The sequence below is a fragment of the Clostridium sp. genome, assembly GCF_050717545.1.
GTDB lineage: Bacteria > Bacillota > Clostridia > Clostridiales > Clostridiaceae > Clostridium_AD.
This window is the reverse complement of record NZ_JBOITN010000028.1, coordinates 124,012-144,655: the sequence shown is the minus strand read 5'-3', so window position 1 is coordinate 144,655 and position 20,644 is coordinate 124,012. Positions and strand designations below refer to the sequence as shown.

Annotated in this window: 19 protein-coding genes; 18 read left to right on the top strand and 1 reads right to left on the bottom strand. The window is 30.9% G+C overall.

What is annotated here, in order from left to right:
- Window positions 1–10 precede the first annotated feature (10 nt).
- Complete coding sequence (locus tag ACREVX_RS07000; RefSeq protein ID WP_431543449.1) at window positions 11–1,639, top strand: putative polysaccharide biosynthesis protein; 1,629 nt, start codon at window positions 11–13, stop codon at window positions 1,637–1,639.
- 67 nt (window positions 1,640–1,706) lie between these two features.
- Here the strand turns inward: ACREVX_RS07000 and spoVB are convergent, their stop codons facing one another.
- Window positions 1,707–3,218: a stage V sporulation protein B gene (gene spoVB, locus ACREVX_RS06995; RefSeq protein WP_431543448.1), complete on the bottom strand. Its 1,512-nt coding sequence runs from the start codon at window positions 3,216–3,218 to the stop codon at window positions 1,707–1,709.
- Window positions 3,219–3,423: 205 nt separating this feature from the next.
- Here spoVB and ACREVX_RS06990 point away from each other — a divergent pair, with 205 nt between their 5' ends.
- From ACREVX_RS06990 to nadC, 17 genes are all read left to right on the top strand, one after another.
- Window positions 3,424–4,728: a PQQ-dependent sugar dehydrogenase family protein gene (locus ACREVX_RS06990; RefSeq protein WP_431543447.1), complete on the top strand. Its 1,305-nt coding sequence runs from the start codon at window positions 3,424–3,426 to the stop codon at window positions 4,726–4,728.
- Window positions 4,729–4,807: 79 nt separating this feature from the next.
- On the top strand, window positions 4,808–5,509 hold the full coding sequence (locus tag ACREVX_RS06985; RefSeq protein ID WP_431543446.1) for a zinc dependent phospholipase C family protein: 702 nt from the start codon (window positions 4,808–4,810) through the stop codon (window positions 5,507–5,509).
- Window positions 5,510–5,601: 92 nt separating this feature from the next.
- Window positions 5,602–6,141 carry a class I SAM-dependent methyltransferase gene (locus tag ACREVX_RS06980; RefSeq protein WP_431543445.1) on the top strand — a complete coding sequence of 180 codons (540 nt, stop codon included), beginning with the start codon at window positions 5,602–5,604 and terminating at the stop codon, window positions 6,139–6,141.
- A complete protein-coding gene (locus tag ACREVX_RS06975) occupies window positions 6,116–7,858 on the top strand; it encodes a B12-binding domain-containing radical SAM protein (protein WP_431543444.1) in 1,743 nt (580 codons plus the stop codon). Before ACREVX_RS06980 ends, ACREVX_RS06975 begins: the two co-directional genes overlap by 26 nt.
- 256 nt (window positions 7,859–8,114) lie before the next feature.
- Window positions 8,115–8,441: an ATPase gene (locus ACREVX_RS06970; RefSeq protein WP_431543443.1), complete on the top strand. Its 327-nt coding sequence runs from the start codon at window positions 8,115–8,117 to the stop codon at window positions 8,439–8,441.
- On the top strand, window positions 8,428–10,386 hold the full coding sequence (locus ACREVX_RS06965; RefSeq protein ID WP_431543442.1) for a V-type ATP synthase subunit I: 1,959 nt from the start codon (window positions 8,428–8,430) through the stop codon (window positions 10,384–10,386). The genes ACREVX_RS06970 and ACREVX_RS06965 overlap by 14 nt, the downstream gene beginning before the upstream one ends.
- A 13-nt stretch (window positions 10,387–10,399) precedes the next feature.
- Window positions 10,400–10,876 carry a V-type ATP synthase subunit K gene (locus tag ACREVX_RS06960; protein ID WP_431543441.1) on the top strand — a complete coding sequence of 159 codons (477 nt, stop codon included), beginning with the start codon at window positions 10,400–10,402 and terminating at the stop codon, window positions 10,874–10,876.
- A gap of 56 nt (window positions 10,877–10,932) precedes the next feature.
- The gene (locus ACREVX_RS06955; protein ID WP_431543440.1) at window positions 10,933–11,532 is read left to right on the top strand and encodes a V-type ATP synthase subunit E; all 600 of its coding nucleotides are present in this window, start codon (window positions 10,933–10,935) and stop codon (window positions 11,530–11,532) included.
- Window positions 11,533–11,598: 66 nt separating this feature from the next.
- Entirely contained in the window at window positions 11,599–12,600 is a 1,002-nt protein-coding gene (locus ACREVX_RS06950) for a V-type ATP synthase subunit C (protein WP_431543439.1), read from the top strand.
- Window positions 12,593–12,901, top strand: a complete 309-nt coding sequence (locus ACREVX_RS06945; protein ID WP_431543438.1) for a V-type ATP synthase subunit F — start codon at window positions 12,593–12,595, stop codon at window positions 12,899–12,901. Before ACREVX_RS06950 ends, ACREVX_RS06945 begins: the two co-directional genes overlap by 8 nt.
- A gap of 17 nt (window positions 12,902–12,918) precedes the next feature.
- Window positions 12,919–14,691, top strand: a complete 1,773-nt coding sequence (locus tag ACREVX_RS06940; RefSeq protein ID WP_431543437.1) for a V-type ATP synthase subunit A — start codon at window positions 12,919–12,921, stop codon at window positions 14,689–14,691.
- Window positions 14,684–16,066: a V-type ATP synthase subunit B gene (locus ACREVX_RS06935; RefSeq protein WP_431543436.1), complete on the top strand. Its 1,383-nt coding sequence runs from the start codon at window positions 14,684–14,686 to the stop codon at window positions 16,064–16,066. The genes ACREVX_RS06940 and ACREVX_RS06935 overlap by 8 nt, the downstream gene beginning before the upstream one ends.
- A gap of 2 nt (window positions 16,067–16,068) precedes the next feature.
- The gene (locus ACREVX_RS06930; protein WP_431543435.1) at window positions 16,069–16,740 is read left to right on the top strand and encodes a V-type ATP synthase subunit D; all 672 of its coding nucleotides are present in this window, start codon (window positions 16,069–16,071) and stop codon (window positions 16,738–16,740) included.
- Window positions 16,741–16,913: 173 nt separating this feature from the next.
- Window positions 16,914–17,384: a peptide deformylase gene (gene def / locus ACREVX_RS06925; protein ID WP_431543434.1), complete on the top strand. Its 471-nt coding sequence runs from the start codon at window positions 16,914–16,916 to the stop codon at window positions 17,382–17,384.
- 162 nt (window positions 17,385–17,546) lie between these two features.
- Window positions 17,547–18,455 carry a quinolinate synthase NadA gene (nadA, locus tag ACREVX_RS06920; RefSeq protein ID WP_431543433.1) on the top strand — a complete coding sequence of 303 codons (909 nt, stop codon included), beginning with the start codon at window positions 17,547–17,549 and terminating at the stop codon, window positions 18,453–18,455.
- A 9-nt stretch (window positions 18,456–18,464) separates the two neighbouring features.
- Window positions 18,465–19,823: an L-aspartate oxidase gene (locus ACREVX_RS06915; RefSeq protein ID WP_431543432.1), complete on the top strand. Its 1,359-nt coding sequence runs from the start codon at window positions 18,465–18,467 to the stop codon at window positions 19,821–19,823.
- Entirely contained in the window at window positions 19,804–20,640 is an 837-nt protein-coding gene (gene nadC / locus ACREVX_RS06910; RefSeq protein ID WP_431543431.1) for a carboxylating nicotinate-nucleotide diphosphorylase, read from the top strand. Before ACREVX_RS06915 ends, nadC begins: the two co-directional genes overlap by 20 nt.
- Window positions 20,641–20,644: the final 4 nt, after the last annotated feature.

Genomic DNA, 20,644 nt, shown 5'->3' with positions numbered 1-20,644 from the left:
GGTGAATTTAATGAGTGAACATGAAAGTTCAAAAAAACAATCTACCTCAAAAGGCTTTGCCATATTATCTTCGGCAACTTTAATTGTTAAGCTTTTATCCTTGCTTTACGTACCATTTTTAAGCCATATATTAGGAATAGAGGGGTATGGCATATATTCATCAGCTTACGTTATATTTGTATATATGTATGTATTAACAAATGCAGGTATTCCTGTGGCAATTTCTAAGATGGTATCGGAACTTATAGCTATAGGAAATTATAAAGATGCAGTGAGAACTTTTAAAATAGCTAGATTTTTGCTTTTGATATTAGGAATGGTTATGTCAATCGTAATGCTTTTTTTTGCAGGTCCTTTAGCTAATAGAACAGCAGATCCTACTGCAAAACTTGCGATTATGGCACTTGCTCCAACTATTTTAATATCATCAGTGTTATCAGCTTATAGAGGTTATTTTCAAGGAAGAGGGAATATGACTCCAACTGCGGTGTCTCAAGTATTAGAACAAATTGCAAATACTATATTTAGTTTGATTTTTGCAGCAATTTTTATAAAATATGGACTAGCAGCAGGTGCAGCAGGTGGAACCATAGGCACATCTGTAGGAGCATTGGTTGCAGTAATATATATGATTTATTTCTATGAAAAAAATAAAGTTTTTAGAGTTCCAAAAGGGTATAGTCAGTTAAATATAAAAAGATTTACTACTAAAAAAATAATAAAAAGACTACTAAGTTATGCAGTGCCAATGACAATATGTTTAGGTCTGCAACAAGCGGGGACATTAGTTGACTTATTATTAGTTCAGGCTAGGATGTTAGATTCAGGAATTGATAAAGTGCAGGTTACTATTTTATGGGGCGTGCTAAGCCAATATACAACGCTTATAAATATGCCTATAGCTATCATTTCCTCACTTGCTATAACTATTCTACCCTCTATTTCTAGTTTAATAGCACTTAAAAATAAAAAAGCAGTAAGAAATAAAATTAATTATGCATTTAGGTTATGTTTTCTAGTGGCGGTGCCATCTGCAGTTGGACTTGGTGTTTTAGCTAAACCAATAATATATCTGCTTCATTATGATCCTAGGGTTTCAAGATTACTCATATATGGATCGGTTGTGATAGTTCTTATGGCTGCAGTTAGTATACAGACCTCAATCCTTCAAGGCATTGGGAAACTTTACTTAGTTACACTTTATGCAGTACTAGCATTAATAGGAAAAATCATTATTAATTATATTTTTGTAGCAATTCCAAGTTTTAATATATTAGGGGCGGTTATGGCGAATGGTGTGAGTTTTGCAATACTTTTAACTCTTAACTATTTTACTATGAACAAAGCTCTGAGAATTAAAATTAATTTACTAAGGCATGTTATAAAACCTTTAATCGCTTCATGTGTTATGGCAATAATTACAATATTTACGTATAGTAGCTTAAGTTATGTTTTCAGCGTTATAAGTGAAGGATTTTTTGCTAAAGCTATAGCTGTAATTATTGCTATGAGCCTTGCTATATTGACTTATTTCATCACATTAATCTTTATAGGTGGTATAACTAAGGATGATTTAGATGTATTTCCGCGTAAAATTACAAAACTTATACCTAATTCTATTATAAATAGAATTAGATAGAAATAAAGTTAAGGTTAAGGTAATAAATAAAATCTTCTGTAATGTTAATAATCACAGAAGATTTTATTTATGCTTTAACCTTATTTCTTTTTTGAGTAAGAATAAATGAAAATAACAATAGCGAAAAACCAACAATAATAATTATTATGTTTTTAGTAATAAAAATAGAATTTGGTAATGTGCTGTTTAAGATTTTTAATGTGAAATATAATAATATGCTAAGGCTAATGTCAATTATAAAATTACCTATGGAAAATTCCAAATAACAGGCCTTCTTGATTGAGAGTATGTTCAATATAAAGCTTAAAATAGATGTTACAAGTAGAGCTATTCCGTAGCCTAAAATATTTAGACTTGGAATGCCTAATAATACATATAGCAGTGCAAGTTCGAGAACAGAGGTAACTATAGAATTAATTAAAAGGTCCTTTTGTTTTCCAAGCCCATTTAAGATTCCATAAGTGGAACCAGACATGTACATAAAGGGAGCACTTAAAGCAGCAAGTTTTATGTAGATACCTAGGTCATACCTGTCGAAAAACAATTTTCCAAGCGAATCTCCAGCACATAAACATATTATCATAGTTGAAATACCTAGTAAAAATGAGATTTTTATAACTTCCCGAACTCTGCTTTCTAAACTGTTATAATCATTCTTACTAATACTTTTAGAAATATCTGGGGTTAATATGGTTGCCATGGACATTACTACAATAAAAGGGAAAAACACAATGCTCATAGCCATACCTGAAAACTTACCGATTAAGGCTAAACTTTGAGTATATTCTATTCCAGCAGAAACTAATCGTCCTGGTACAATTAATGTAGAGAGTGCTGAAATTATAGTGTTTAAAAAACCATTTAAACTTAAAGGTAAAGATACAATTAGGATATTAAATAAGAGTTGAGCCCTTCCCTCAGTTTTTTTTAGAGACCCCTTAAATTTATTTTTGCTTTTTTTATAGAAGATATATAGTAGTATAAAACTTATAAGTTCCCCAACAGATAAGGATATATATGTAGCAGTTACTGTAGAAGTTACATTTTTTAATGCAAAGAAATTTATGATTCCAAGGATTATGGCCATTCTTACGGTTTTTTCAACTATGTCTATAATTGCGGGGACTTTAACATTGGAAATACCATAAAAATACCCCTTATATATAGAGGAAAGAGCAACAAATATTAAAGCGGGGCAGATAACCCAAAGGGAATAGAGTGTACGTTGGTCTTTTATTATATATGTACTAATAAATGGTGAAAAAATAAATACAAATATTGTTATAAGTATAGACAATCCGAAATCAAAAACTAAGGCGGTATGTATAGATTTATTTAAGTTACCATAATCATTTATTCCGTAGTATGAGGAAGCTTCTTTTGAAATTGCGGTGACCATTCCACCACATATAAGGCAAATAAATAAGTCATAGATGGGCATAACAAGACTGTATAACCCCATACCTTCTGCACCTAGTTTCTTTGAAAGTACAATTGAAAACATAAATCTTAATATTCCGGCAGTTAGATTTGAGATTGTCAGTATTATTGAGTCTTTGTAAAAACTATCTTTAATCATAAAAGAATCCTCCTTGTTCTTGCAGCTTAGGAACAGTTATTAGTAATTAATATGTGAACCTAAAGGATTATATTCTATTGCAATCATAAAATTAATAATTTCTGATGGATTTAGCCATGAAATTGAATAAGTAAATTATTAACACATATACTCTAATCTATATAAATATATATATGTTAGAGTATTTATAATTTAGGGGGCAAGTATGAAAAAAACCATTGGATTTATAGTCATTTTAGCTGCAATGGCTTTTGCACTGTTTTCATTGAAAGGTTCATTTAAAGAATATAAGGTTGACGTGAAAGATGAAGTTTTAAAATCGCAAATCTTATTTAAAGGACTAAGTACTGCAGTGGATTTTACTAAAGACAATGATGGAAATTACTATGTAGCGTTTAAAGATAGAATACAGTACATAGATAAGGTAGGTAAAGCACACAATATATTTGCAAAAAAAGGGTTGAGTATAACTAGTTTAGATTGCAATAATGAAGTATTGTATTATGCATCAGGAACATTTGTCTATTCATATAATTTAGTAACAAAGGAAAATAAAGAAATAATTAAGGGTATACCTAATTATGGAGATTATAATAGCAGCTTAATTAAAATTAATGGAGATTATTTATTTGTCACGATAGGCTCTGCAACTAATTCGGGAGTGGTTGGCTCTGATAATTTGTGGATGATCAATTATCCTCAGAATCATGATATTTCGCCTAAGAGTATAACTATAAAAGGAACTGTGTTTGGGGACATTAAGACTGGAGCATTTGCTACATATCAAACCGAGAACATAAAAGGTGAAATTATAGCGGGGCACGTGATTGGGAATTCATCCATAATGATATATAATTTAAAGACTGGGGCAAAAGGAAACTTTGCTTGGGGTATAAGGAATATGAAAGGTATAGATTTTAACAGTGAGGGTAAAATATTAGTTACAGTTGGAGGTATGGAGGAGAGAGGACTAAGATCTGTAAGTGGAGACAATGATTATATATATCAAATTAAAAAAAACACATGGTATGGCTTTCCAGATTATACTGGTGGAGATCCAATAAGTTCCCCTAAATTTGAAGATGAATTTAACAAGGGTATACCGTTTATTTTAGCTAAGCACCCTACAACTAACCCACCTGCACCTATTTATCAGCATAAAGCAGTAGATAGCCTTGAAAGTCTAACCGTTGATAAAAAAGGAGTATTTGGGGATATAGACTGTATATATTTCTATGAAAAGAATGATAATAGTATATATAGTTTAACCAAGAATGGTGCACTTAAAGAAAAAGTAGTGTTTGAAGGCGGAGCGTATATCTCTAGTATGAAATTTTTTGATGATTTATTGGTGTTAGACAGTAAAAGTGGATTTTTACTTAGCATTAAAAAAAATGTTAATAATGATTTAATTAGCGGAAAGGGAAGGATTAGTTACTACTTATTAACCATAGTTATAATTTTAATAATGACCATACTTGTTGATTTAAGGAGAAAACCTAGAATATAATAAATAAATGTTATTTTAAATAAATTTAAATCTGTTTTACAAGGATATTTGGCGTATACTTAATGAAGAGGTGAACATTTTGAAAAATAAAATTGAATTTACTTATGGGAAAACTTTAAAAGGGTTAATGATAACAGTAAACCCAGTTAAAAAAAGAATAATGAAAACTCATTGTATTGTTCATAAATTTATAAATATTCAAGCCATCGAAATATTGAAAAACAAGGAATATAATGAAGCTCATAATTTTTATAAAAAATATATAAAAGAACTAAACAAAGGAGTTACTTGGGCAGATCAAGATTTTAAAAGTACAAATCATTTTTACCATCACATTAAAGGAACTGGACTTTATGGATTTTCAAATGCATTAGTTGAATTTAAAAAATATTATAAATTAGCATTAAGATTTATAGAAGCAGGTGATACAAAAAAAGCACTTTTTTATTTTGGGGCATCATGCCATTTAATTCAGGATGCCACAGTTCCTCAACATGTAAATAATAAGTTACTTAAAAACCACAGAAATTTTGAACTTTGGATTATAGGTAAATTAATGAGTGATTATTCATTCCCCGTTACTAATGAGATAATAAAAGAGGATAATGTAGAGGACTATGTAAAAAATAATGCATTATTTGCTAACAAAACTTATAATGCTAACGTAAATATAAAAGAAAAAGAAGATAGATATAATAAAGTATCTTTGATTATAATTCAAAGAGCCCAAAAGACCACTGCAGGGTTAATGTTGAATTTTTACAATAAGATTAAGAAATAATTCCTTTATTTTAGAGGAATTATTTTGTTTTTGAAGAATAAATAGAAATAGGTAAAAATATATGAAGTTATCTTCAAAGAGGGGTGAAACAATTGAAAAAGGAGGTTTTTATAAATCTAGAAAAAGAAATTTTCAAAGGAAATATATTAGATATAGGTTTTTCTAACCATGGAATTATATATAATATCTATAAACAATATATTGACGATAGTAGTAGAGTGGATTACGTTGAGGGAAAAGAGGAGAAGGCAGCCATTGAAGAAGGCGTATATGATCTTTGCGTACTATTTTTTACATTGGGTGATATAACATTCTCACAAAGCAAAAAGAAATTAATACAAGATATATATAAGTATTTAAAAATTGATGGGCTTTTATATATATGGGATATAGACAAGGGCTATGCAAAAATCTTTAATTCTAAAATAAAGATTGTATTGCCAGATAAAAATACAAAACAAATTTATCAAAGGGATTTAAATATATTTAAGAATAGCTCTAAAGAAAATACAATAAAAATTTTACAACCGTATTTTGAAATAACAACGCTTAAAAATTCAGACGATGTTTATTACATGATATGTAAAAAGAAAGGGAAATCAAAAGATGAAAGTAACACTAGTAGGTATTAATGCAAAATTTATTCACACTAACTTGGCAGTAAGATATTTAAAAGCGTATACAGAAGATTTAAACTATGAATGTAATATTATGGAGTTTTCTATAAATGATCAAATTGAAAGAATATTAGAAGAAATTTTAATTGGCAAGCCAGATCTTGTAGCATTTTCTTGTTACATATGGAACATTGATTACGTTAGGGCTGTTGCATCTTTAATAAAGCTTGTAGATAGTAGAATTGAAATCCTTTATGGTGGACCTGAGGTTAGTTATGACTGTGAAGCTTTTCTTAAAGAAAACGTAGGGGATTATGTCATTGAAGGTGAAGGCGAAGTTACGTATAAAGAGTTTATTAATTGGAAGATTAAATGCACAGAAAATTCAAAAAATAATCCTAGTGATGTTATGACCATTGTAGTCAAGGCTAATATGCCAAACATATTAGGTCTTTATCATAAGAATAAAGGCGAAATTGAATATTATGGTAAGAGAGAATTAATGGATATAAGTGAGGTCGTATTTCCATATGGAGAAGAAGAATTTACAAATAAAATAGTTTATTATGAAGCCTCAAGAGGATGTCCTTTTAGTTGCAAATATTGTCTTTCATCCACAACTCATGGAGTTAGATTTTTAAATGCCGAAAGGGTGAAAATGGAACTTAAGTTTCTTGCAGATAAAAAAACAAGATTAGTAAAGTTTGTTGATAGAACATTTAATTGTAATCCTCAGTATTCCATAGAAATTTGGAAATTTTTAATAAATCTAGAGTGTGAAACGATGTTTCACTTTGAAATATCAGCAGATTTGCTAAATGATAACGAAATAGAAGTGTTGTCGAAAGCGCCTAGGGGAAGATTTCAGTTTGAAGTTGGAGTACAAACAACAAATCCTATAGTTCTTGATAATATAAGCAGATTTGTTAAATTTGAAGAGATAAAAGAAAAGGTATTGCAGGTAAACAACATAGGTACTATTAATCAACATTTAGATTTAATAGCAGGTCTTCCAGGAGAAAATTATGATTCATTTAGAAAATCATTTGATGATGTTTATAAAATTGGTATTGAAGTAATACAGCTAGGATTTTTAAAACTACTTAAGGGGTCCAATATGATGAATGAGGTTTCAATGTGGGGTATGGTTTATGCACCTTATCCACCTTATGAAATTTTGAAGACAAAGGATATAAGTTATGATGAACTTGTAAAATTAAAAAGGGTAGAAAAAATGGTAGATAAATATCATAATTCACAAAAATTTTATAATATATTGAAATATTTCATTGAAAAATTTCAATCCCCATTTGACTTTTATTATGAGCTTGGGTTATTTTTTTATGAAAAAGGATATTTAGGCAGAAGTATTTCCTCAGTAGATTATTATAAAATATTCATTGAATTTAATGATGAAAAGCTTAAGCAAGATAATTTTGATTTAAGGGAGATTGTTAAATACGACTACCTTAAATATAACAAAAAGAAGTGGCTTCCAAGTTTTCTAATTAGAGATGTAGATAAGGAATTAGAAAGAACTATTAAAGAAAAATTATTAAAAAACAATGTCATAGATAATACATCTAATGTCCATGTTGAAAAATTTATGATTAATATTCTGAGATTTATAGATAATAATATTATAGATAGAGAATATAGTTATTTAGTATATAATATTAATGACGAGGAGAACATAAGAGATATAACTTATATTTTAGATGAGAAATTGTAATTAAAATCTATGGATTATTATTAAATCAGATGAAATTGTTAAATATATTTTAATATTTGAATTATAAAATAGTCTTATTAGTTTAAATATTTTCAATATTAAAAAAATGTTGAAATTTGTACTAATTGTTAGTATAATTAAGGTATATTAAATATTATTTAAAGTATAACAATATATACCTAACACACTTGTGGTTATTATAAGTTATGGATTGATTATTAAAATTTACTCTATTTAAAAAAAAGGTGGTGATATTTTGGCATTAGAAGCAATAAAAGTTATAGAAGGTGCAGAAAGGAAAGCAACAGATATCATAAATAAAGCAGTTTCTGATAGTAAGGATATATTAAAAAAATCTGAGATTTACGCTGGAGATCAATTCAAAAAAGGTTTGGATGTGGCAAAAGAAGAAACTAATAAAATTATTGAAGATGCTAAAGAAGATGGTAGAATTAAATCTGAACCAATAATTGAAACAGGTAAAACAGAGGTTAACAACATACTTAATTTAGGAAAAGAAAGATTTGATAAGGCGGTTAACATGGTGGTTGAGAGGATAGTGAAAGATAATGGCAATAGTTAAAATGAGTAAATTCACATTGTTTGCCTTTGAATCACAAAAAGAAGCTTTGATAGATGATCTCCACAGATTTGAAAATGTTCAATTTGTAAATTTACAAGAAAGTGCGGAAGAACATTTGCAATCACTTCAAAAGGATTCCGAAAATGAAAGAGTTTCTTATTTAGAAGGTGAGTTAGCTAAAGTAAAATTTTCCATTGACCTTTTAATAAGTCGTACCGAAAAGGAAAGTGCTATAAAATCTTTAGCCAAAGGTAAAAGTAGTTTCAATTACGAGGAGTTAGAAGATTTAGCTAAAAAATCAAATTATAAGGTAAACTATAAAAAGCTGAAAGAAAAAGATGATGAATTACTGAAAATTAAGAATGAAAAAACTAAAATTAATTCTGAAATTGAGGGTTTAACTCCATGGATAACATTAGATTCAGCGTTTAACGATTTAAAATCATTAAACTCTTCAATATTCTTAATGGGATCATTACCAAAAGCTTTTAAAGATATTTTTAGAGAAAAGTTTGAAAGTGAAATTCCATATGCCTACTTAGAAGTTATTAGTGAAGTAAAGGATGAAATAAATATAATTGCTTTAGTACATAAAGATTATGAAGATAAAGCAAAAGAATTACTAAAGCTTCACGGCTTTAATAGTATAAATTTTAGGTATGAAGGAATTGCATCACAGGAAGTAAGCATATTCAAGAAAAGGTTAGAAGTTATATCTAATGAGGAAGAAAGAATAAATGTTGAAATAAAAAGTGACTGTAAATATTTAGATGATTTTAAAATAGTATATGAATATTTATCTAATAAAAATATAAAAGCCATGGCATGTCAAAATTTCTTGAAAACTGAAAATGTAGTTGCTATCGAGGGATGGGTTCCAACAGCTTTATCAAAAGATTTAGAAGATGTAATAAAGGCTATAACTAAAGAAAATTTTTATCTAGAGTTTGAAGGAGCAGATAAGGAAGATAATGAGGTGCCTATACTTTTAAAGAATAGTTCAGTTGTTGAACCTTTTGAGTTAATAACATCAATGTATAGTTTGCCTAAATACTCAGAGATAGATCCGACACCGCTATTGACACCTTTTTACATGGTATTCTTTGGAATGATGCTTGCTGATATTGGATACGGGTTAGTAATATTGATAGTGACAGCTTTTGCACTAAAAAAGTTCAATTTAGATGAAGCTCAGCGAAGGTTCGCTAAGTTTTTCTTGTTTTTAAGTATACCAACAATAGGGGCAGGAATTGTTTATGGAAGTTTCTTTGGAGATTTAATTAAATTTAAGTCTATAATAAATCCAGCAGAAGATATAATGACATTACTTATAATATCTATTATAATGGGTGCATTCCATATTTATTTTGGCCTTGGGGTCAAAGGATATCTGCTTATCCGCGATGGTAAACCAATGGATGCTGTTTACGATGTACTAACATGGTATGCTGCATTAACTGGAGCATTTTTATTATTAGGTGGATCATCACTAGGTTTAAGTCTAACTGTAATTTCCATTGGTAAATGGGTTATGATAACTGGTATGGTTGCATTAGTATTAACGCAAGGAAGAGCAAATAAAGGGATTGGTGCAAAACTTGCTGGAGGAGTATATGGCTTATATGGTATATCTGGATATGTAGGTGACTTGGTTTCGTATTCAAGAATTATGGCAATCGGGCTTGCGGGTGGATTCATAGCAATATCATTTAATATGCTTATTAAAATGATGCCATCACCTTTTAATATTATTATAGGTATATTCATATTTGTGCTTACACAAACGTTTAATTTATTATTAAGTGGATTATCAGCTTTTGTTCATAGTGCTAGGCTTCAATATGTAGAATTTTTTGGTAAATTTTACGAAGGTGGAGGCAAGGCCTTCAAAGTGTTTAAATCAGCAAATAAGTATATTACTGTAATTAAAGGAAAGCAAATTTAAGGAGGAATTAATAATGACATTTATGGAATTTATAATTAAAAATGGTGGAATTGTATTCGCTGTAGTGGGTATGGCTTTGGCGGTTATTTTACCTGGAATGGGATCAGCAAAAGGTGTAGGTTTAGTTGGTGAAGCGGGTGCAGGACTCACGACTGAAGAACCAGATAAATTTGGTAAAGCACTTATTATTCAATTATTACCAGGTACACAAGGGCTTTATGGTTTCGTTATAGCAATATTTGTGTTACTTAAATTAGATGTGACTATGACACTTGGTACGGGATTATATTTGTTTATGGCATGTTTACCGATAGCAGTTGTAGGATATTATTCAGCAATAGCTCAGGCAAAAACTTCAGCAGCTGGTATTGCAATATTAGCTAAAAAACCAGAACATATGGCGAAAGCTATAATATTTGCAGTAATGGTTGAAACATATGCGATTTTAGCATTTGTTATTTCAATAATTTTAGTTACTAAAACTCTATAATATTAGTAACAAAGACATTCTAAGTTTAAAATTAAGCAGTTAAAGGATGTGAATATATGTCGAATTTAGAAAACTTATCTGCTAAAATAATAGACGATGCTAATATTAAAGCAAAAGCTATATTGAAGGAAGCTAAGGATAATGAGAGTTTATTGATTGAAAACAAAATAAAAGAAGTAGAAGTGCTTAAACACCAAATGCTAGAAAAAGCAAAAATTGAAGCTATTACGGTAACTAAGAGAATTATATCAAATTCTAAGTTAACTGTAAGAAACGATAAGTTAGTTGCTATGCAAAAAATGATAGGTAAGGTGTTTACGGTTGCTTTAGAAAATCTATTACAAATAAGTGATCAGGAATATTTTGACATTGTAAAAAGATACCTTTTATCAATGCCAATAGCAGGAGATGAAGAAATAATACTTCCTGGGAAATATAAGAGTATTATAAGCAATGAGTATTTATCTGGAATTAATTTTTTATTAAAAACTAATGGAAAATTAGGTAAATTAAAGCTAAGCTCCGATGATCGAGATATTCAAAGCGGATTTCTAGTAATAAAAGATGGTATAGAAGTTAATAATACTTTTGAAAGTTTAGTTAATTCATTAAGAGATGAGCTTGAACCTGAAATAGTTAATGAACTATTTAAATAAATATAAAGAAGATAACAAGTGATAATTGTTATCTTCTCATGATTAATATAAGGAGGATAGCCATATATGGATAAGATGGATTTTACACAAGCTGTGGCTAGGCTAAGGGTATTAGAAACAAGACTCCTTAATAAAATAAAGATTGAGAGAATGATTGATAGTGACTCGGCAGATGATGTACTTAAAATCTTGCAGGAAAATGAATATGCGAGTTTGATGGGAAATGTAAAGAGGGCAGAGGACTACAACATACTACTTAAAGAGGAGTTAAAAAGAGTATATTTACTTATGTACGAAATTTCCCCGGAATCCATTATAGTAGATATTATGAGTTTGAAATACGATTATCATAATATAAAGGTGATACTAAAGGGAAGAGCGCTTGATAAGGATTTATCTCATATGCTAATACCAGTAGGTACAGTAAATAGCGAAAAATTAAAGTTTTATATGAAGTCTATGGAATATAAGGAATTAAACCCTATTATGAGGGAAGCTATAATTGAGGCTGAAGAGGTCTTTAAGGAAACTAATGATCCACAAAAAATAGATATTATATTAGATAAATATATGTATCTAGACATGTTAACTAAGGCAAAGGAAACAAAGATAGAGTTTATAATTAATTATGTTAAAAGAAGTATGGATTTCACTAATATTAAATCAATTATTAGATTGAAAAAACAAGAAAAAGATGTTGATTTTTTTAATGAGGTTATTCTTAGTGGTGGAGATATAGATAACGATGTTTTACTTAGAGCGTTTAACGAACCAATTGAAAATATGGCAGCTAAATTTTCTTCAACAAAGTATGGAGAAGTTGTACGAATTGGACTAGATGAATATATAAAAACTGGTAAACTTTCTATTTTAGAAAAGTTATCAGAAAACTTTATTATGGAGAATCTAAAAGTTGCTAAGTATGTTGCTTTTGGAGCTGATCCAATATTTGCATATATCGTAGCAAAGGAAACAGAAATAAAAATAATCAGAATAATTATGGTTGGGAAATTAAATAATGTTGATACAACTGTTATAAGAGAAAGGGTGCGTGAAGTTTATGCATAAAGTAGGAGTAGTTGGAGACAAAGATTCAGTACTTGCTTTTAAAGCTCTTGGAATTGACGTATATCCTGTTATCGAGGTGGATGAAGCTAAAAAAGCTATAGACAAAATGGCGTCAAGTAATTATGCCGTTATATTTGTAACTGAGCAGATAGCTCAACACTTAGATGAAACTATAGCAAGGTACAGTAAACAGATGATTCCTGCCATTATACTAATACCAAGTAATCAAGGCTCACTAAATATAGGAATGCAAAAAATTAAAGATAATGTAGAAAAAGCAGTGGGCGTAAATATTTTATAGGAAGGTAGGGATATAACTTGAAAATAGGTAAAATTGTAAAAGTTTCAGGACCATTAGTTGTTGCAAAAGACATGGATGAAGCTAATATATATGACGTAGTTAGGGTTGGAGAAAAAGGTCTTATAGGCGAAATTATTGAAATGAGAGGGGATAGAGCCTCTATTCAAGTATATGAAGAAACATCAGGTTTAGGACCTGGAGATCCAGTAGTTTCTACTGGTGAACCATTAAGTGTTGAACTTGGACCTGGCCTTATTGAATCAATGTTTGATGGTATTCAAAGACCTCTTGATAAAATAAGAGCAATAGCTGGTAATTACTTAACAAAAGGTGTAAATGTTTCACCACTAGATAGAGAAAGAAAATGGGGATTTGTGCCTACTGCTAAAGTTGGAGATGAAGTTTCATATGGCGTGGCAATAGGAACAGTACAAGAGACTACGGTTGTCGTTCAAACTATAATGGTGCCTAAAGGAATAGAAGGAACTATTACTTCTATAACTGCAGGAGAGTATACTGTAGAAGATACGGTAGCTGAGGTGCAAACAGCCAGTGGCATTAAACAAATTACATTAATGCAAAAGTGGCCAGTAAGACGTGGTAGGCCTTATGCTGATAAATTAAACCCAGTAGAACCATTAGTTACAGGTCAAAGAGTAATAGATACCTTCTTTCCAGTAACTAAAGGTGGTACAGCTTGCGTTCCAGGACCCTTTGGTAGTGGAAAAACTGTAGTTCAACATCAATTTGCTAAATGGGCAGATGCAGAAATAGTTGTTTACATAGGATGCGGGGAACGTGGCAACGAGATGACAGATGTTTTGAATGAGTTCCCAGAACTTAAAGATCCAAAAACAGGTGAATCTTTAATGAAAAGAACTGTACTAATTGCTAATACCTCTAATATGCCAGTTGCAGCTAGAGAAGCGTCTGTATATACCGGAATAACAATAGCCGAGTACTTTAGAGACATGGGTTTTGCTGTAGCACTTATGGCAGATTCTACATCTCGTTGGGCAGAGGCATTACGTGAAATGTCAGGTAGACTTGAGGAAATGCCAGGTGATGAAGGATATCCAGCATATCTAGGTTCACGTGTAGCTGATTTTTATGAGAGATCTGGAAAAGTAGTTTGTATGGGAGACGATAAAAGAATCGGAGCAATTACGGTTATAGGCGCAGTTTCACCTCCAGGTGGAGATCTATCAGAGCCAGTAACTCAATCAACCCTTAGAATAGTAAAGGTGTTTTGGGGACTAGATGCTGATCTTGCTCATAAAAGACATTTCCCTTCAATAGATTGGTTAGGATCTTATTCACTTTATGTAGACCAATTAGCTAAGTGGATGAATGAGAATGTTGCAAGCGATTGGACTGAAATTAGAATTAAAGCTATGGCTATATTGCAAGATGAAGCAAAACTTGATGAAATAGTTAGACTTGTAGGTGTAGAGGCTCTTTCTGAAAAAGATAGATTGAAACTTGAAGTTGCTAAATCAATTAGGGAAGATTATCTACAACAAAATGCATTCCATGAAGTGGATACTTTTACATCTCTTTCAAAACAATATAAAATGTTAAAGCTAATTTTAGAATTTTATGTTGAGGGTGAAAAAGCATTAGGCGCAGGAGTTTATTTGAAAAAGATATTAGAAATGACAGCGCGAGATAAAATAGCTAGAGCAAAATATATTGCAGAAACTGAGATGTCGAAAATTGATGATATATTTACGATCCTATCTGACGATATGGAAAAATTAATAACGGAAGGAGGAGTTGTGAATGATTAAGGAATATAAAACTATAACAGAAGTTGTAGGACCACTTATGGTTGTAGAAAAGGTAGAAGGCGTTAGGTATGATGAACTTGTAGAAATACAATTACAGACTGGTGAAATTCGTAGCGGAAAAGTGCTTGAAATAAATGAAGATAAAGCAATGGTTCAGTTATTTGAAAGTTCTACAGGAATTAACTTAAAAGGTAGTAAAGCTAAATTTTTAGGAAGACCGCTAGAACTTGGTGTTTCAGAAGATATGCTGGGAAGAGTTTTTGATGGATTAGGTAGGCCTAAAGATGGTGGACCTAAGATTATCCCTGATAAGAGATTAGATATAAATGGAGAGGCATTAAACCCAGTTGCAAGGGATTATCCATCAGAGTTTATACAAACAGGGATTTCAGCTATTGATGGACTTAATACTTTAGTTCGTGGGCAAAAATTACCAGTATTTTCAGGTTCAGGTCTTCCACATGCGCAACTTGCAGCTCAAATAGCAAGGCAATCAAAGGTGTTAAATTCAGATACAAAGTTCGTTGTTGTATTTGCAGCAATAGGAATAACTTTTCAAGAAGCACAGTTTTTTGTAGATGATTTCACAAAAACTGGTGCAATAGACAGAACAGTATTATTTATGAATCTTGCGGATGACCCAGCTGTAGAGAGAATAGCAACGCCTAGAATGGCTTTAACTACAGCTGAATTTCTTGCTTATGAAAAAGGATATCAAGTTCTTGTAATCATGACAGATATTACAAATTATTGTGAGGCCTTGCGTGAGGTTTCAGCTGCAAGAAAAGAAGTTCCAGGTAGACGTGGATATCCTGGATATCTTTATACTGATTTATCAACGTTATATGAGAGAGCTGGTAGAATTAAGGGACTTGAAGGTTCAATAACTCAAATACCAATACTTACAATGCCAGAAGATGATATAACGCATCCAATCCCTGATTTAACTGGTTATATAACTGAAGGTCAGATCATTTTAAGTCGAGAAATTTATAAAAAAGGTATTATGCCACCAATAGATGTTTTGCCATCATTATCAAGACTTAAAGATAAAGGTATAGGAAAAGGAAAAACTAGAGAAGATCATGCTGATACAATGAATCAACTATTTGCTGCATATGCTCAAGGTAAACAAGCAAAAGAGCTTGCAGTTATATTAGGAGAATCAGCATTATCTGAAGCAGATAAAAAATATGCAACATTTGCAGATGCTTTTGAAAAACGGTATGTTGCCCAAGGATTTGAAGTTAACAGATCTATTGAGGAAACTTTAAATTTAGGATGGGAGCTTCTATCTATTCTCCCAAGAAATGAACTTAAGAGAATTAGAGATGAGTATGTAGAAAAATACTTACCAAAAAAAGAGGGTGAGTAAACGTGGCAAGGCTAAATGTTAGTCCAACTAGAATGGAGCTTACTAAACTTAAAAAAAGATTAGGTACAGCTACTCGTGGACATAAATTGTTAAAAGATAAGCAAGATGAACTTATGAGAAGATTCATTGATCTTATAAAACATAACAATGAACTTAGAAAAAGGGTTGAAGAAGAATTACAAAACTCTTTTAAGGATTTTGTTATGGCAAGTGCCTTAATGTCATCAGAATTTCTAGAGGAAGCAATTTCATATCCTAAAGAAAAAATTTCTGTAGAAGTTGAGACAAAAAATCTTATGAGTGTTAATGTTCCGATTATGAAGTTTAAAAGAAAATTAGAAGATGACCCAGGAAGTATATACCCATATGGATTTGCCAGTACTTCTGCGGATCTTGATGGAGCAATAGAAAAGTTGTATTTAGCATTGCCTGAGCTTTTAGAACTTGCAGAAGTAGAAAAAACTTGTCAGCTAATGGCAGATGAGATTGAAAAAACTAGAAGAACTGTTAATGCACTTGAATACATGACAATACCTCAGCTTAATGACACTATAAAATATATAAGAATGAAGCTTGAGGAAAATGAGCGTGGAGCTTTAACTAGACTTATGAAGGTTAAAAGTATGATGGAGAAGGCTCAAGAGATAGCTGATGCAAAAAGAATTAGCAAGTAAATTATTAAGGAATTAAGGTATTTTTTTGATGCCTTAATTTTTTTGTTTAAATTTTAGTTGATGTATACTTATATTTAGAATAGAATATAAGATGAATTGGTTAAAATCTATTAAAGTATAAATGAGAATTTTCACTTGGAAATATCGTTAACATAAAGAAAAGGAGAATGGTTATGGCAGTTAGAAAAATTTTGCAATATGGGGATGAACGTCTTAATACGATTTGCACAAAGGTTGAGAAAATAGATAAAAAAATATTAAACTTAGTTGATGATATGATGGATACACTTTATGAAGGCACTGGTATAGGTCTTGCCGCTCCTCAAATAGGTATTTTAAAGAGGATTGCATTAATTGACTTAGGATCTGAAGAAGATGAGCCAATAATAATTATAAACCCTAAAATAACAGCACAATCTGGTAATGAAAAGGATTTTGAGGGCTGTTTAAGTTATTCGGGATATGAAGGTGAAGTGTTCAGACCTACAAATGTTACAGTTGTAGGAATTAATATTAAAGGTAAACCAGTAAAATATGAGGCTGAGGGGTTACTTGCAAGAGCGTTCTGTCATGAAATCGATCATTTAGATGGAGTATTGTATATGTCTAGAGCTGAGGAAATGTACGAATTAACCGAGGAATAATTTTTTAAAAAAAGAACATATCCTTTGATTATTAATATCATAGGGCATGTTTTTTTTTATTTTTTGAATATATTGATTTGTTACCATATAAATGGTAATATAATATAAAAAGAAAGTGTATATACAGTAGTATATACATAAAGCGGAGAGGTGTATAAGTAAATGCAAGATTTGAAAGAAAAGATTAAGAAATTAAAGGTTGAGAAGAATGCTTTAATTTTAGCACATTATTATCAAAACGATGATATACAAGAGATAGCTGATTTTGTAGGAGATTCTTATTATCTTAGTAAAATGGCAAAAGAATGTAGCCAGCAGACTATAGTTTTTTGTGGAGTAGAATTTATGGCCCAAAGTGCAAAAATATTATCACCAGAAAAAACAGTGTTACTACCCAATATAGAGTCTGGATGTGCTATGGCAGATATGATTAATGGAGAAGATGTACGCGAGCTTAAAAAAGAACACCCCGGGGCAACAGTTGTGTGTTATATAAATTCAACAGCGCAGGTTAAAGCTGAAAGTGATATATGTTGTACTTCTTCAAATGCTTTAAAAATAATTAATAAATTAAATGTGGATGAAATAATATTTATACCAGATAAAAATTTAGGTGAGTATATAAATGAAAAAGCAAATGTTAAGAAAATGATATTTTGGAATGGATTTTGCCGTGTTCATGAATTTGTAAATCCACAAGAAATATTGGATGTTAAAAATGAAGATGAACGTGTAAAAGTTTTAGTTCATCCTGAGTGTAACAGAGAAATTAGAAAGCTTGCTGATTTTATAGGAAGCACTGGAGAAATAATTGATTTTGTTAAAAATGATCCAGGGGAAAAATATATGATTGTAACAGAAGAGGGTGTGCTTTATGATTTAAAGAATAAAAACCCTAATAAAATGTTTATAACGCCGAAGTCCCCAATGACTTGCTGTAGTATGAAGAGAAATACCCTAGAGGATGTATATAATAGTCTCCTTTATAACCAAAATGAAATAACATTAGATGAAAAAATAAGACTTGCTGCTCATAAGTGTCTAAGTACTATGCATGAAATGGCTAGGTGATATGATATTATGGATACTTTTGTAGATGTATTAATAGTTGGAACTGGCGCAGCAGGGTTGTACTGCGCATTAAATTTAGATAAGAACTTAAATGTACTTTTAATAACTAAAGACACTGTAGATAAATGTAATACCTCTTTGGCTCAGGGTGGGATATCAGTAGCTAGAGATGAAAAAGATTATGAGCTATTTATCCAAGACACATTAAAGGCAGGGAAATTCAAAAATTCACGGCAAGCAGTAAAAACTCTAGTACATGAATCTATTGATAATATTGATAAAGTAAAGGGTTATGGAGTCAGCTTTGATCTAGAAAATGGAAAATTCCAGTATACAAAGGAGGGTGCTCATAGTATCAATAGAATTGTGCATCATAATGATGAAACTGGAAGAGAGCTTTTTGAAGTTTTATTAAAAGAAGTTAAAACTAAGAAAAATGTAAAAATATTTGAAAATACTACTTTGCTTGATATCATTACAGATAATGATAAATGCGTTGGAGCAATTATTACAAGGGGGCAGTTAACGAGGGGACGGTTAACAACAAAAGAGTTAACAGGAGAGTTAACAGAGGGACAGTTAAGAATAAATGTATATTCTAAGGAGATAATTTTAGCGACAGGTGGAATTGGAGGTTTATTTAAAAATTCAACTAATAGAAGAGGATTAACTGGGGATGGAATTGCTATTGCTTTAAGGCATAATATTAAAACCGCTAATTTAGAATATGTTCAATTTCATCCGACTGCTTTATATGACGAAAACGAGAACTGCGAAAAATTCCTGATAACGGAATCTCTCAGAGGGGAAGGCGCAAAACTTTTAAATCAACAGGGGAAGAGATTTGTTGATGAACTTTTACCAAGAGATATAGTAGCAAGAGCAGTTTATGATGAAGAGGAAAAGAGCAGCAAACCGTATGTGTTTTTAGATATTTCATTTAAAGATAAAGAGTATATTGTAAACAGATTTCCAGGCATTTATAAAAGATGTTTGGAAAGTGGCATAGATATCACCAAAGATAAAATTCCAGTAACACCAGTAGAACATTATCATATGGGAGGGATCGCTGTAGATCTATTTTCTAGAACATCCATGGAACATTTATATGCCTGTGGTGAAGTAAGTTGTACAGGTGTACATGGAGCAAATAGGCTGGCAAGTAACTCGCTTCTAGAGGCCTTGGTATTCTCAAGACGAGCTGCCGAGTTTATAAATAAGTCTATAAGTGGGATTACTAATTTAAGTTATGAAGACGTACAGGATATAAAAACTTTTAGAAATTATAGTGAAATTAATAAAACTATAATTATAAACAAATTTAAGAAAATTGGAGAGGGTATAAGGAATGAATTGGTTAATTATTGATAAGCTCATTAAAGATGCAATAAAAGAAGATGTACCACAAACAGATATTACAACGGAATTTATTATTGGTGATGATTGCAGTTGTAGCCTTGATTTAATAGCTAAAGAGGATGGAGTAATGGCGGGATTGCTTGTATTTGAACGGGTTTTTAAATTGCTTGGAGAGGTTAAAATAGAGTTTTTTAGGCATGATGGAGATGAAGTTATCCAGGGGGAATGCATTGCAAAACTTAGTGGGAATACAAAACACATATTGACAGGGGAGAGAACTGCACTAAATTATCTTCAAAGAATGAGTGGCATAGCTACATTAACTAAAACTTATGTTGACCAATTAGAAGGAAGTGGCGTAAAGATTTTGGATACAAGAAAAACCACACCTAACATGAGGATATTTGAAAAATATGCTGTAAAAATTGGAGGAGGGTGTAATCATAGATATAATCTCTCAGATGGTGTCTTAATAAAGGAAAATCATATAAGCGCAGCTGGAGGAATAAAAGAAGCAGTCGAAATTATACGTAATAATGTTTCATTTGTTAAAAAAATAGAAGTTGAAGTAGAATCTCTAGAGCAAATTAGCGAGACGTTAGAAGCTGGAGTAGACATTATAATGCTTGATAATATGGACACTGAAACTATGAAAAAAGCAGTTGTGATAATTGATAAAAAAGCATTGATTGAGGCATCTGGGAATATAACACTAGATAATATTGAAGGAGTTGCAAGCTGTGGAGTTGATTATATATCTGTAGGAGCATTGACCCATTCTTGTAGAATATTAGATTTAAGTATGAGAAATTTAGTTAATGATTAACTTG